Annotated in this window: 15 protein-coding genes; 4 read left to right on the top strand and 11 right to left on the bottom strand. The window is 71.0% G+C overall.

Annotated elements, in window-relative coordinates; translation table 11 throughout:
- Positions 1–121 precede the first annotated feature (121 nt).
- The 3 genes from ABGB14_RS25745 to sigE form a co-directional block, all read right to left on the bottom strand.
- The gene (locus tag ABGB14_RS25745) at positions 122–1954 is read right to left on the bottom strand and encodes a trypsin-like peptidase domain-containing protein (RefSeq protein ID WP_347646383.1); all 1833 of its coding nucleotides are present in this window, start codon (positions 1952–1954) and stop codon (positions 122–124) included.
- A gap of 167 nt (positions 1955–2121) precedes the next feature.
- On the bottom strand, positions 2122–2649 hold the full coding sequence (locus ABGB14_RS25740; RefSeq protein WP_132597645.1) for a zf-HC2 domain-containing protein: 528 nt from the start codon (positions 2647–2649) through the stop codon (positions 2122–2124).
- 1 nt (position 2650) lies between these two features.
- Entirely contained in the window at positions 2651–3283 is a 633-nt protein-coding gene (gene sigE, locus ABGB14_RS25735) for an RNA polymerase sigma factor SigE (protein ID WP_347646382.1), read from the bottom strand.
- Positions 3284–3468: 185 nt separating this feature from the next.
- Here sigE and ABGB14_RS25730 point away from each other — a divergent pair, with 185 nt between their 5' ends.
- A complete protein-coding gene (locus ABGB14_RS25730; RefSeq protein ID WP_347646381.1) occupies positions 3469–4107 on the top strand; it encodes an O-methyltransferase in 639 nt (212 codons plus the stop codon).
- 6 nt (positions 4108–4113) lie between these two features.
- Here ABGB14_RS25730 and ABGB14_RS25725 read toward each other — a convergent pair whose 3' ends face one another.
- Both ABGB14_RS25725 and ABGB14_RS25720 read right to left on the bottom strand, forming a co-directional pair.
- Positions 4114–5523, bottom strand: a complete 1410-nt coding sequence (locus tag ABGB14_RS25725) for a leucyl aminopeptidase (protein ID WP_347646380.1) — start codon at positions 5521–5523, stop codon at positions 4114–4116.
- Positions 5524–5606: 83 nt separating this feature from the next.
- Entirely contained in the window at positions 5607–5774 is a 168-nt protein-coding gene (locus tag ABGB14_RS25720; protein WP_020545024.1) for a DUF3117 domain-containing protein, read from the bottom strand.
- A 181-nt stretch (positions 5775–5955) separates the two neighbouring features.
- On the opposite strand from ABGB14_RS25720, the gene ABGB14_RS25715 reads away from it, so the two are divergent.
- Together ABGB14_RS25715 and ABGB14_RS25710 are read left to right on the top strand one after the other, a co-directional pair.
- Complete coding sequence (locus tag ABGB14_RS25715; protein WP_347646379.1) at positions 5956–6732, top strand: PaaX family transcriptional regulator C-terminal domain-containing protein; 777 nt, start codon at positions 5956–5958, stop codon at positions 6730–6732.
- On the top strand, positions 6729–7505 hold the full coding sequence (locus ABGB14_RS25710) for an enoyl-CoA hydratase-related protein (protein WP_347646377.1): 777 nt from the start codon (positions 6729–6731) through the stop codon (positions 7503–7505). Before ABGB14_RS25715 ends, ABGB14_RS25710 begins: the two co-directional genes overlap by 4 nt.
- A 103-nt stretch (positions 7506–7608) precedes the next feature.
- Here the strand turns inward: ABGB14_RS25710 and ABGB14_RS25705 are convergent, their stop codons facing one another.
- From ABGB14_RS25705 to ABGB14_RS25680, 6 genes are all read right to left on the bottom strand, one after another.
- Complete coding sequence (locus ABGB14_RS25705) at positions 7609–8154, bottom strand: DNA-3-methyladenine glycosylase I (RefSeq protein ID WP_347646376.1); 546 nt, start codon at positions 8152–8154, stop codon at positions 7609–7611.
- Entirely contained in the window at positions 8151–9041 is an 891-nt protein-coding gene (locus ABGB14_RS25700; RefSeq protein ID WP_347646375.1) for a hypothetical protein, read from the bottom strand. The genes ABGB14_RS25705 and ABGB14_RS25700 overlap by 4 nt, the downstream gene beginning before the upstream one ends.
- A gap of 60 nt (positions 9042–9101) precedes the next feature.
- Positions 9102–9686 (bottom strand): TIGR00730 family Rossman fold protein, encoded by a 585-nt coding sequence (locus tag ABGB14_RS25695; RefSeq protein WP_347646374.1) that lies wholly within the window; start codon positions 9684–9686, stop codon positions 9102–9104.
- An 11-nt stretch (positions 9687–9697) separates the two neighbouring features.
- Positions 9698–10495: a TIGR00730 family Rossman fold protein gene (locus ABGB14_RS25690; protein ID WP_347646373.1), complete on the bottom strand. Its 798-nt coding sequence runs from the start codon at positions 10493–10495 to the stop codon at positions 9698–9700.
- 249 nt (positions 10496–10744) lie between these two features.
- Positions 10745–11800 carry a succinyl-diaminopimelate desuccinylase gene (gene dapE, locus ABGB14_RS25685; RefSeq protein WP_347646372.1) on the bottom strand — a complete coding sequence of 352 codons (1056 nt, stop codon included), beginning with the start codon at positions 11798–11800 and terminating at the stop codon, positions 10745–10747.
- Positions 11800–12633 carry a 2,3,4,5-tetrahydropyridine-2,6-dicarboxylate N-succinyltransferase gene (locus tag ABGB14_RS25680; RefSeq protein ID WP_347646371.1) on the bottom strand — a complete coding sequence of 278 codons (834 nt, stop codon included), beginning with the start codon at positions 12631–12633 and terminating at the stop codon, positions 11800–11802. Before ABGB14_RS25680 ends, dapE begins: the two co-directional genes overlap by 1 nt.
- 37 nt (positions 12634–12670) lie before the next feature.
- On the opposite strand from ABGB14_RS25680, the gene ABGB14_RS25675 reads away from it, so the two are divergent.
- Positions 12671–13486, top strand: coding sequence for a hypothetical protein (locus tag ABGB14_RS25675; protein WP_347646370.1), 816 nt, complete (start codon positions 12671–12673; stop codon positions 13484–13486).
- Positions 13487–13503 lie beyond the last annotated feature (17 nt).

The following is a 13503-nucleotide window of genomic DNA, read 5'->3' as shown; positions in this document are numbered from 1 at the left end:
AGCGTCACCCTGGAAGGCCGGTCAGGCACGCCGGCGGGTGGAGCCAGGTCGGCTGTGCCGTGAAGGGAGGAGCGATCGGCTGCTGTGGCGGAGCAGCCGATCCACAGACGACCGAACGCGCTCAGGACGGGGTCGGGGCGGGCTGGTCGTCGGCCTCGACGGTCAGTGTGGCGCTCTGCTCCTGGCCCGCGCGCTGGAACTTGATGTTGATCGTGGAGCCGGGCGCCTTGCTGCGGATGAGCGCGATCAGCTCGTTGCCGTCCTGCAGCGCGAGCCCGTCGATCTCCAGGATGATGTCGCCCGCCTTCAGCCCGGCCTTGCCGGCGGGCCCGCCGGCGTCGACCGGCTGCTGGCCGCCGACCGGCTCCGAGGCGATGCGTACGCCCTGACCCTTGTAGTCGCGGTCGAGGAGGATGCCGATCTTGGGACGCTTGGCCTTGCCGGTGGCGATCAGCTCTTCCGCCACCCGCCGCGTCTGGTTGACGGGGATCGCGAAGCCCAGGCCGATGCTGCCGCTCTGGCTGTTCAGCGAGCGGCTGAGGGTGGCGATCGCCGAGTTGACCCCGACGACCTCGCCGCGGCCGTTGACGAGCGGCCCGCCGGAGTTGCCGGGGTTGATGGCGGCGTCGGTCTGGATCGCGCTGATGTAGGCGGGCTCCTCGGAACTGGCGCCGGTGTCGTCGCCCGCGATGACGGGGCGGTTGAGCGAGCTGACGATGCCGGTCGTCACCGTGCCGGTCAGGCCCAGCGGGGAGCCGACGGCGATCACGGGGTCGCCGACCACGACCTGGTCGGAGTTGCCGAGGGTGATCTCGGGCGTGCCGAACGTGTCCTCGGGCTTGATCACGGCGAGGTCGGAGCCGGGGTCGCGGCCGACGATGCGGGCCGAGGTGGTCTTGCGGTTGTTGAACATGATCCTGATCTCTCCGCCCTTGGCGGCCGGGGAGACCACGTGGTTGTTGGTCACCACGTAACCGTTCTTGATCACGAAGCCGGATCCCGAGGCGCCTTCGGTGGCCATGCCGTTGCCGGCCTCGATGGAGACCACGCTCGGCAGCACCCGGGCGGCCACGCCCGCCACCGAGTCGGGTGCCCGGTTGGTGGCGCCGGTCGGCACCGGGCCCAGGCTGTAGCCGGGGTCGTTGTCGCTGGTCGGCTTGGTGAGCAGGTAGGTGCCCACGCTGCCGAGCAGGGAGGCCACCAGGGCGATGACGACCGCGGTCGAGATGAGAAAGCCGGTGCTCGGGATGCGGCGCGGCCTGCTCCCGTGGCTGTGCGCGCCCGAGGGCGGCGGCGCCCAGCCCGCGCCCATGCCGAGTGCCTGGCGCGGAGGCGGCGGTGGCGCGCCTCCGTAGGAGGGCGGGCCGCCGAAGAGCGGGGCTTCGTACGCCCGCGTGCCGCCGTCAGGGCGGCCGAACGCGAGATTCTCCTGCGTGCCGCCATCGGGACGGCCATAGCCATCCTCGCCGCCGTCAGGACGGCCGTGGCCGCCCTCGCCGCCGTCAGGGCGGCCGAACGCGGGATTTTCCCGCGTGCCGCTTTCCGCGAGCCCGAAGAACGGCCCGTCCTGGGAGCGTGGGTCCCGATCGGACGGCGGGCCGCCGTAGGGGCTCGCGCCCGGCTCGGACGGCAGGCCGTCATGGGAGCGGGCACCCGGGTCGGGCGGGCCGAAGGAGGGTGCACCGGGCCGCGGCCCGCTCTGGCCGGAAGTGTCCGGCGCGGCCCCGCCGTCGGTGGGCGAGCCGCCGGACGGGCGGCTGTCGTACGGTGGCGTGCCGGGACGCTCGGAACGGCCGGACGGGTCGCCCCAGGAGGTGCCGAAAGAGGCGGGCGGCTCGGGCCGCTTGCCTTCGTGCTCGGGCGCGTCCTCCGCGGGCAGGAAGTCCGGCCGCCCCTGTGGCTCGGGGTAGTCCGACGTCGTGCGTCCTTCGTTGGGGCGCGTCTCGTCGGTCATCTAAGTCTCACCACTCCTTGGCTCGGCCACCGCAATCGTCGCTCTTGCGGCATACGAGGGTCATAAAGCATTTGTCAGGAATCGCTTGTGACAAATCCCGAACCCAGATCGTATGCCCCACGCGTCGTTGACTACGCCACCCCAAGTATCCCAGGCATGGTGCGATCTCAAGGTGTGGCGGTGGGGGGAGCACTCGTCGGCGAGTTGCGATCGGGCTGCTGGAAGAGCTCGACCGGAGGCGCGGGGTTGCTCTGGCCCACGCCGGTGGCTGCGAAGAACGTGCCGAGCGCGACGGCCGCGGAGACCACCCCGACCGCCACGTAGGTCGTGCGCCGCCTACCCCCGCGCCCAGGGCCCGTGGCCCCACCAGCGGCGTCCCGGCGCGGGCGGTTGTCGAGAGGCGCGATGCTGTGCGGCCCAGGGATCGGCACCCCGCCGAAGGTGCGAGTGGGGAAAGGGCGCTCCCTCGGGGGCAGCGGCCCTCCCGGCTCCGCCATCCGGAGCAGGGACATCGTCAGGTCGGCCGGCATCGCGGGATCGTCGAGCGAGCGCAGGCGCGACTTCAGCGCCCGCATCGACTCGACCTCTCGCCGACAGTCAGCGCAGAAGGTCAGATGGGCAAGCGCGCGCTCGCGTTCGGTGTGGTTGAGCTCCCCGTCGACAAGCGCGGATACGCGTTCTCCAAGATGAGCCATATCAGTTTTCCTCCCCACGGGTCACGGTCGGGGGGAGTTGAGAATTACGGGGGGCTCGGTGGTCGAGCGCCTCCCGCAACTGCGCCCGGCCACGGTGAATCCGGCTTCGGACCGTGCCCAGCTTGACGCCGAGCGTGGCCGCGATCTCTTCGTAGGACAGGCCCTCGATGTCGCAGAGCACGATCGCGGCCCGGAACTCCGGGGCGAGCGCGTCGAGGGCGGCCTGGATGTCGGGCTCCAGATGGGCGTCGTCGAGCGCCTGGGCAGGAGACGGCTCACGACCGCGCAACCGCTCGGCGGCGTCGTCGGCCAGCCCCTCGAACCTGATGCGCTGCTTGCGCCGCGCCATGTCGAGGAACAGGTTGGTCGTGATCCGGTGCAGCCATCCCTCGAAGGTGCCGGGGGTGTAGCTCGACAACGACCTGAAGACCCGGACGAAGACCTCCTGGGTCAGGTCTTCCGCGTCGTGGACATTGCCGGTCAGCCGGTACGCCAGCCGATACACCCGTGCGGAGTGGGTCCGCACCACTTCCTCCCATGTGGGAGGAGTCCAGTCAGACGACACCGGAGTATCTGTCTGGTGGTCGCTTTCGTCCACCAGAACTCCTCTCTCTGGGACCACCGCTACCGCCATAGTGCCTGGTTTCGTCCCTTCGTGCGCACTGCCTGCCTTCCGGACCGGCAAAGCCCGTTTAAACCTGCAACGCCTCAGGTCCCTCCTGAGTTCCCGTCCCGGCGTGTCTCCCATAGGCTGCGATCGACACCAATCACGTGTATGACCTTTTGCGACAATCGCACGAAAGTGGGGGGAGGCGGCCGATGACCACTCCGGTGGAGGCCACTCTGGCCTATGCGGAGCAGTTCCATCATGAGGATGAGATCGTGCACGCTGCGCGGCAGCGCGGGCTCGAGATGGGGGCCACGCCCATCCTTCCCGGTGGCGGGGCGGCTCTGTGCTTCCTGGCCACCGCGGTCAACGCCAAGTCCGTCGTCGAGATCGGCACGGGCTGCGGCGTCTCCGGTCTGTGGCTGCTGCGCGGCATGCGCACCGACGGCACGCTGACGAGTGTCGACGTCGAGCCCGAGCACCAGCGGCTGGCCCGGCAGGCGTTCGCCGAGGCGGGCTTCTCGGGCGGGCGGGTGCGGCTCATCTCGGGCCGGGCGCTCGACGTGCTGCCACGGCTGTCGGACGGCGGCTACGACATGGTGTTCGCCGACGGCGCCAAGCACGAATACGCCGACTACCTCTCCGAGGCGGTCCGGCTGCTGCGCGTGGGCGGCATCGTGGCCTTCGACAACATGTTGTGGCACAACCGGGTGGCCGACCCGGCGCAGCGTGACCCCGAGACGGTGACGCTGCGCGAGGTGGGCAAGCTGGTGCAGTCGGACGACCGGCTCCGCTCGGTGCTGATGCCGCTGGGCGACGGCCTGCTCGCCGCCATCAAGATCGCCGACTGACGCCTGTCAGGTGCGCGTGAGCCACTCCAGGAGCACGCGCACGCCGAAGCCCGTGGCGCCCTTGCTCAGGGTGCCCTCGTCGACCGTGCTGCGCCCGACGCCGGCGATGTCGAGGTGCGCCCACGGCCGCTGCCCCGCGAACTCCCGCAGGAACAACGCCGCCGTGATCGACCCCGCACCGAACCTCGACCCCGACTCGACGTTGCTGAGATCGGCGATCGGCGACTTCAGCGCGGGCACGTAGTCCTCGATCAGCGGCATCCGCCAGAGCCGGTCGTCCGCGGTCTGGCCGGCGTCGACGAGCTGCTTGGCCAGCGCGTCGTCGGTGGAGTAGACGGCGCCCATGTTGCGCCCGAGCGCGACGGTGATCGCCCCGGTGAGCGTGGCGACGTCGACCACCGCGTCGGGGTCGAGGACGGCGTCGGCGTAGGCGAGCGCGTCGGCCAGCACCAGGCGCCCCTCGGCATCGGTGTTGAGCACCTCGACGGTGCGGCCGCCGTAGTGCTTGATGACGTCGCTGGGCCGCTGCGCCGTGCCGGACGGCATGTTCTCGGCGGCCGCGACCAGCCCGGTGACCCGCACCGGCGCGCCCAGCCTGGCCAGCGCGCCGAGCACGGCGATCACGGTCGCGCCGCCCGCCATGTCGGTCTTCTGGGTCTTCATGTTGTCCGTCGGCTTCAGCGACAACCCGCCGGAGTCGAACGTGATGCCCTTGCCCACCAGCACCACGTGCCGGTCGGCCGCCCGCTCGGGCGTGTAGGAGAGCTGGATGAGCCGGGGCGGGCTGGCCGAGCCGCGGCCCACGGCGAGAATGCCGCCGAAGCCTTCGGCCTGGAGGCGCTCTTCGTCCCACACCTTGACCGGCAGGCCGCTCTCGGCGGCCCGCTCGGCGAGCCAGGCGGGGTTCTTCACCGAGGACGGCGTGTTGGCCAGGTCGCGGGCGAGCGCCACCGCCTGGGCGACCACCTGCGCGCGGCGCACCTGGGCCTCGTCGGCCCCCGCGAACGCGAGCGTCCGCACCGCCGGCTTGCCCACCTTGCCGATCTTGTACGAGTACGCCGCCAGCAGCGCCGCCTCGGCGAAGGCCGCCACGTCGCCGCCGGGCGGCACCACGGTCAGCGTGTCCTTGCCCTTGACCCTGCGCGTGAGCGCCGCACCGGCCCGGCGCAGCGCGCGCGGGGAGCCGTCGCCGACGCCGTAGAGCAGCACGCGGCGCACACCGCCACCCCGTGCCACCGGGACCTCGACGACCTCTCCAGCCTCCCCCTTGGCCTCGTAGTGTGCCAGCAGGTCGGACACGGGCAGGTGCAGCTCGACCGCGTACGCTGGGGTGAGGTCAGAGGTGTAGGGGACGGCCAGCAGCTCGGGATCGTCGGAAACCTCGGCGACCACCGACGCAGTGGTCTCTATGGGCACGGAATCTCTCCTCGAACGTCAGCGACCCTGGCGCCGGATTATCGCCAGGGTCGTAGAACCAAAAAGGTGTCTCTCGGGAGCGCTCAGCCGACGACGTTCTTCAACGCCTCGCCGAGCGCCTTGGCCTCGTCGGCGGAAATCTCCACGACGAGCCGGCCGCCACCTTCCAGGGGGACCCGCATGACAATGCCGCGCCCTTCCTTGGTGACCTCGAGCGGACCATCGCCGGTCCGCGGCTTCATCGCCGCCATGCGTGTTTCCCTTCCTGCCTTGGGCTCCCGCGGCCCGCGATTTCCGACCGCCCATCGGGGGTGGTCGGCGCATTCACGTCTTCTGTGATGTCCTATTCTCCCGCATCGAGAGCGCTCATGGGTAACGATCTCCTCCCAGAATGCGTTGTCGAGGTCGGCGATCGCGTCCAAACTGGACTTCGTGCACGCTCGCGCCGCTCTGTTCGACCTCTATGGAGACCACCTTCGCTCGCGCGGTGGGCAAGCCACCGTGGCCGCTCTCGTCCGGCTCATGAAGCCCCTGGAGATCGCCGCTCCCGCCGTGCGTACGGCGGTTTCACGCATGGTCCGGCAGGGCTGGCTGCAACCGGTCAGGCTCCCTCAGGGCCCCGGCTACGGGCTGACGCCGAAGTGCGTCAGGCGCCTGGATGAGGCGGCGCTGAGAATTTACCGAGCCGGAACGCTGATCTGGCACGGCAGGTGGCATCTGATCGTCTTCGGACCCGTCAAGGACCGCCCTCGCAGGGAGCGGCTCCGCGCCGATCTGACGTTCCTCGGCTACGCCGCGCTGTCGGAGACGGCCTGGATCGGCCCGCGCTCGTCGATCGAGCTGGACAACCTGCTCGAGAGCGAGGGCGTGCGGGCGGACAGGTTCGACTCGGCGCTGGAGGGAGACCCCCGCGAGCTCGTCGCCAGGGCGTGGGATCTGGCCGCCATCGGCGAGGCGTACGAGCATTGGCTGGCCGAGGCTGACACGCTGATCAGCGGGCTCCCGGAGGGGGCACCGGCCGACCAGGTGTTCGCCACCAGGAGCAGGCTCGTGCACGGCTGGCGCAACTTCTTGTTCCGCGACCCGGGGCTGCCGCCCGAGCTGCTGCCCGCCGGATGGCCGGGCGAGAAGGCCAGGGTCTATTTCGAGCAGGAAGCCACCCGGCTGCTGCCCGCAGCAGCCGCGTTCGTCGACAGGGAGTTGCTTTGATCCGCTATGACGTGGCCGACGCCGTCGCCACCATCACCCTCGACCGTCCCGACGCGATGAACTCGCTGACCGCCGAGACCAAGCAGGCCCTCCTCGACGCGCTGCGCCGGGCGGCGGCCGATCCCGCGGTCAGGGCCGTCCTGCTCACCGGCTCGGGGCGGGCCTTCTGCGCGGGCCAGGACCTGCACGAGCACGCCGGCAACCTGGAGGCGGGCCGCGGCCTGGGCAACACCGTGCGCGAGCACTACAACCCGATCGTGGAGCTCATCACCACCATGGGCAAGCCGGTGGTGGCCGCCGTCAACGGCGTCGCGGCGGGCGCTGGCGCGTCCCTGGCCTTCGCCTGCGACCTGCGGGTGGCGTCCGACAGGGCCAAGTTCGCGCTGGCGTTCGTGGGCATCGGGCTGGCGCCCGACTCGGGCGCGTCGTGGACGCTGCAGCGGCTGATCGGCCAGGGCAGGGCCGCCGAGCTGATGTTGCTCGGCGAGCCTGTCGACGCGGCCCGCGCGCTGGAGCTGGGCCTGGTCACGCGCGTGGTCCCCCAGGACGACGTGCTGAAGACCGCGCGGGAGCTCGCCGGGTCGCTGGCCCAGGGCCCGACCGTGGCGTACGCCGCCACCAAGCGGGCGCTGGCGTACGCCGCGACGCACGCGCTGCCCGACTCGCTGGCGCTGGAGGCCGACCTCCAGGACGCGTGCGCCGCCTCACGCGACCACCAGAACGCCACCAGAGCCTTCCTCGCCAAGGAACGCCCCACGTTCGAGGGCGCCTGACGGGCACGACCGTTCGTTCCTACGCCGGCTGTTGGACACCGCCTGTCGGGCGCCGGCCGGGGCTGCCGCCGGAGGAACCGCCCGCGCACGCTCGCCGGCGCCGCTAGCGTGCCAGGCAGCCCTCGATGTGGTCGTTGACCAGGCCGATGGCCTGCATCAGCGCGTATGCCGTGGTCGGGCCGACAAAGGTGAAGCCGTGCCTCTTCAGCTCCTTGGCCAGCGCCTTGGAGCCGGGGGTCGTGGCGGGCACGTCGGCCATCGTCCTCGGCACGGCCGCGTCGGGCTCGGCGAAGCGCCACACCAGGTCCGACAACCCCTCGGGCAGCTCGAGCGCGGCCCTGGCGTTGTTGATCGCGGCCTCGATCTTCGCCCGGTTGCGGACGATGCCAGGGTCGCCCAGCAGCCGTCGGGCGTCCTGCTCGGTGTACGCGGCGACCTTGACGATCGAGAAGCCGTCGAAGGCGGCACGAAAGTTCTCCCTCTTACGCAAAATCGTCAGCCACGACAGGCCCGACTGGAACGCCTCCAGAGCCACCCGCTCGAAGACCGCGTCGTCACCCTTGACCGGGCGGCCCCACTCCTCATCGTGGTAGGCGAGGTAGATCGGGTCGGACATGCCGGGCCACGTGCAGCGGATCGGCTCGGTCACGACCGATCGTCTCCCGTCGTGGAGCGCACGGGCGTCTCCGCCTCTTCGCGCACCTCCCCGGCCACCGGCTCGCCACCCGTCTCCGGCTCACCGCGCGTCTCCGAGCCGGACTCCGGCTCGCCGTCCATCTCCGTGCCGCCCTTCGGCGCAGTGCCGGCCTCCGCGGCGGACGTCCCCGCGCCGCCCGTCTGCGTACCGGTCGTCCCCGTGCCGGTCGGCTCGGCGGGCTTGTCTTCCCGCTCACCGTCGGGGGGCACGTCCTGCGCACCTTCGCCGTCCTGCGGCGCGCCCTCCGGCTGCTCCGCACGCTCGCCACCGTCCGCGGCCCCGTTTCCGAAGCCGGGGCCGTCGCCTTCCCGGAGCTCGTGTCCGGCCGGTGAGGCGCCGTTGGAGGCCTGCTCGACGGCGGCATCCCGAGGCGAGACGCGCCACTGCGCGTACTGGCCCTCCGCGTCGTCGTCCCGGGGCCCTCCACCGGGCACCGGGTCGCCCGACTCGGGCAGCTCCCTGTAGGTGGTAGGGGCCTGCGGCGCGTGGTCCGTGCGCAGACCGGCACCCGGTGCGGCGTGGCTCTCCTGCCGCGCGTACAGCCGGCTCGACAGCAGCTCGGAGACGCGCTGCTCCAGCACCGCGATCCGGCTGTCACGGGCGCTGATCGCGCCGGCGGCCCTGCGCAGGGTCTCGTCGACGCTCTGCGTGTGGTAGCCGACCAGGTTGACCGGCAACTGCAGCGCCATGAAGTCGACCGCCGTGAGTTGCGCGGGCTCGGGAAGTTCGAGAGGCGGCACGTCCGGCGGGAACTCGGTCAGCTCACCGCCCCTGCCAAGGGAGACCAAGACCACGCATGCCAAGATGGCGATCGCGGCGATGGCGAGTACGACCAGCACATTGGCATCGTACTCATACGGCGGGGCTCGTTCAGCATCACCGCAAGCACCGCAATACGGTCAGCCGGTCGCCTCGCCGAGTTCGGCGACGCTGGGCCGCACGGGCTGCGAACGGGCTTCGAGATGGGCGAACGCCTCGTCCACGGTGGAGGTCCAGGAGATCGCGTCGAAGACGTCGGCGCGGGTGAAGCCCTGGTCGTACATGGTGCTGACGAGGGTCCTGAGCGGCTCGTACAGGCCCCAGGGGTCGAGGATCACCAAGGGGCGGTCGTGGATGCCGAGCACCCGCGCGGTCCAGATCTCGAAGAGCTCCTCCAGCGTGCCGATGCCACCCGGCAGCACGAGGAAGGCGTCGGAGCGGGCGTCCATGACGCCCTTGCGCTCGCGCATGCCGTTGGTGACGATCAGCTCGTCGGAATCGTCGTCGGCCACCTCGATGTCCACCAGCACCTGCGGGATCACACCGACCGTGCGCCCGCCGGCGGCCCGGGTGGCCGAGGTGACCGCGCCCATGCAGGAGACGGTGGCACCGCCGCTCACGAGCGTGTGGCCGCGCTTGGCGAGCTCGGTGCCGACCTGCCGGGCCAGCTCGATGTATTTCGGGTCGATACGCAGACTGGAGGCACAGAAGACGCAGATGTTCACGAAGCGCCAGCCTATTGGGGCTCTGCGGGCTGGGCGGCGGCGGACGCCAGTTCTTCCTCCTGCTGCTTCGACCGTGCCCGGTCGGCGTCGGCGATGATGCGCACGGCCTCGTCGACGTCGTCGGTGACGGTGATCAGATCGAGATCCTGGGGGGCGATCTTCCCGGTGCCGAGCAGAGCGGACTTGACCCACTCGAGCAGCCCGCCCCAGAACTCGGTGCCCACCAGCACCACGGGGAAGGAGGTGACCTTGCGCGTCTGCACCAGCGTGAGCGCCTCGAACAGCTCGTCGAGCGTGCCGAAGCCGCCGGGCAGGGCGATGAAGCCGCAGGAGTATTTGACGAACATCGTCTTGCGCACGAAGAAGTAGCGGAACTCGATGCCGAGGTCGACGTAGTCGTTCATGCTCTGCTCGAACGGCAGCTCGATGCCGAGCCCGACGGACACCGCGCCGTCCACGTCACGCGCGCCCCGGTTGGCGGCCTCCATGACGCCGGGCCCGCCGCCCGTGATGACGGCGTAGCCCGCCTCCGCCAGCGCCCGGCCAAGACGGCGGCCCTGCGTGTAGTCGGGGGACTCCTCACCGGTGCGCGCGGAACCGAAGACGGTGACCGCCCGCGGCAGCTCGGCGAGCTGGCCGAAACCCTCCACGAACTCGGCCTGGATGCGCAGCACCCGCCACGGGTCCATGTGCACCCAGTCGGACGGCCCCTGCCGGGCGAGCAGGCGCTGGTCGTGCGTGGAGGTGGGGACGAGGCGACCGCGGACGACTGCCTGCCCCTGACGGCGTTCCCGACGTGACTGTTCCATGCGGGTCACGCTAGTCGCCTTCGGACGCCGCCGGTTCCACCTCCGCTCGGCGGACGGAGCCGTACGGTGCCGGCGGACGGAGGTGCTTATCAGGACGAAACCGCAGGTAGGCGCCTTGACACCGGCCAATAAAAATTCTTGGAAGAAGCAGGGAACCGAATTTCGACTCCCCCGCGTCTAATTGCCGAGGGTGCTGCTCGGGACTGAAAGTGGTCTTCCCCGCCAAATGGCCGGCGAGGAAGGCCACTTTCATGTGGACAGCCAGTCGAGCATGGCCCGCTCGCTCTCGACGATCTTCGTCAGCGACACGTACTCCCCCTGCTGGTGCGCCAGGTTCGGATCGCCTGGCCCGTAGTTGACGGCGGGCACCCCCAGCGCGGAGAAGCGGGCGACGTCGGTCCAGCCCAGCTTGGCGCGCGGCGTGCCGCCGACCGCCTCGGTGAAGGCCGCCGCCACCGGATGCGTCAGGCCCGGCCGCGCCGCGGGCGCGGCGTCGACGAAGGCCACCTCGAAACCGTCGAACACCTCGCGTACGCGCTCCTGGGCCCGCTCGATCGACAGGTCGGGTGCGAAACGGTAGTTGACGGTCACCACGCACTGGTCCGGGATGACATTGCCCGCGACCCCGCCGCGCACGCCGACCGCGTTCAGCCCCTCGTGGAACTGGAGACCGTCGACCACCGGCCGCCTGGCCTCGTACGCGTTGAGCCTGGCGAGCACCGGCTCGATCCCGTGAATGGCGTTGACCCCCAGCCACGACCTGGCGCTGTGGGCGCGCTTGCCCGTCACGGTGACCTCGGCGCGCAGCGTGCCCTGGCAGCCGCCCTCGATGACGCCGTCGGTCGGCTCCATCAGCACCGCGAAGTCGGCCGCCAGCCAGCCGGGGTGGTCTCTGGCGACCCTGGTGAGGCCGTTGCGCTCGGCCTCGACCTCCTCGCAGTCGTAGAACACGTACGTGATGTCCCTGCCCGGCGCCGGGACGGCCGCCGCCAGCTTGAGCGCGACCGCCACGCCGGCTTTCATGTCGGACGTGCCGCACCCGTACAGCAGGTCTCCCTCGACCCTGCTCGGCAGGTTGGCGGCGACGGGGACGGTGTCGAGGTGCCCGGCGATCAGCACCCGCTCGGGGCGGCCCGCCCGGGTGCGGGCCACGACGGTCTCCCCCGACCGATCGACCTTCAGGTGCGGCAGCGCCGACAGCGCCCGCTCCACCTCGTCGGCCAGCCGACGCTCTGCGCCGCTGACCGACTCGATGTCCACGATCGCGGCGGTGAGCGCGCGTACGTCCTGCGTCAGGTCAAGCATCAGGTGTTCACTCCGTGTTCGCGCAGCACCTCGTTGAGCGCCGCCTTGTCGTGCCGTTGCCCCGGCTCCAGGTATTTGAGCACGAGCACGCAGGGCAGGCCGAACGTGCCGCCGGGGAACTCCTTCTGGCGGGTGCCGCCGACCGCCACGCACCACGCGGGGATGCGGCCGCGGGCGACCTCTTCGCCCGTCCGCACGTCGATCACGGGGATCGAGCCGGAGAGGATCGTCCCCGCGCCGACCACCGCGCCCTGCCCGACCCGGGCTCCCTCGACGATCATCGCCCGGCTGCCGACCAGCGCGTCGTCCTCGACGACGACGGGGACGGCGCCGGGCGGCTCCAGCACGCCGCCGATGCCCACCCCGCCGGACAAATGCACGTTTTTGCCGATCTGGGCGCAGGATCCGACCGTGGCCCAGGTGTCGACCATGGTGCCCGCGTCCACGTACGCGCCGATGTTGGTGAAGGACGGCATCAGCACCACCCCGGGCGCCACATAGGAGCCCCACCGGGCGATCGCCCCCGGCACCACCCGCACCCCGTCGAACGAGCTCTTGAGCGGGTGCCTGTCGTGGTGCTGGAAGTCACCCACCTGCGAGCGGGCCATGCCGAGCACCGTGAAGCTGAGCAGGATCGCCCGCCTGGCGCGCTCGTCCACGACGACGTCGCCGCCGACCAGGCGGGCCGCCCTGGCCTCGCCCTTGTCGAGCAGGTCGACGGCGCCGACCACCACGTTGCGCGCGTCGACGTCGGCGGGCGACAACTCCGCCCTGCGCTCCCACAGCTCGTCCACCACCGGCGAGATCGGTGACGAGGTGCTCACGTGACTCATGGCCTCGGAGCTTATCCGTCCGGGTAGGTTCTTCAGCGTGCGCGTGCGCTTCTCCCGTGGGGTCATCACCATCGCGATCATCGTGATCGTTCTCGCCGTGGCCATTTCCGTGGGCCTCTACCACCTGCTCAAGCGGACACCCCAGCTGGCCGAGCGGCACGCGTACTGCGTGGTCAACACGCCCGACGGCGTCCGCAACCTCGATCCCGAGCAGGCGCAGATCTCGGCCACCATCGCGGCGGTCGCGGCGCGGCGCAGGCTGCCGGAGCGGGCCGTGGTGATCGCGTACGCGACGGCGATCCAGGAGTCGAAGCTCTACAACGTCAACTTCGGCGACCGCGACTCCGTGGGCGTGTTCCAGCAGCGCCCGTCGCAGGGCTGGGGCAAGAAGAAGCAGCTCATGGACCCCGTCTACGCCACCAACAAGTTCTTCGCCGCCCTGGTCAAGGTGAAGAACTACCGCAAGCTCCCGCTGGCGGAGGCGGCGCAGGCCGTGCAGCGCTCGGCGGGCGGTTACGCCTATGCCGCGCACGAAAGCGAGGCCGAGATTCTCGCCGCGGCGTTCACCGGGCGCGTTCCGCAGGCGGTGCACTGCTGGTATCCCGCCGGCAGGACGCCCGCTCCGAAGTCGCGGGCCGCCGCGGCCCGCAAGCAGCTCGCCAGGGCGCTCGGCAGCACGGCGATCACCACGAAGCGGCGCGGCTGGCTGGTGGCCGCCTGGTCGGTGGCCCACGCCGAGAAGTACGCGCTCAACCGCGTCGGCTACAACGGTGCCACCTGGGTCAACGACTTCGAGCGCGACGGCTGGCAGGCGGGCGGCCAGGCGAGCGCCCGCCGGGTGGACCTGTCGTAGCGCCCGCGAAAGGCCAG

This window comes from Nonomuraea sp. B10E15 (assembly GCF_039871615.1).
Classification (GTDB): Bacteria; Actinomycetota; Actinomycetes; order Streptosporangiales; family Streptosporangiaceae; genus Nonomuraea.
The sequence above is the reverse complement of the archived record's forward strand: the minus strand, read 5'-3'. Positions and strand labels throughout refer to the sequence as shown.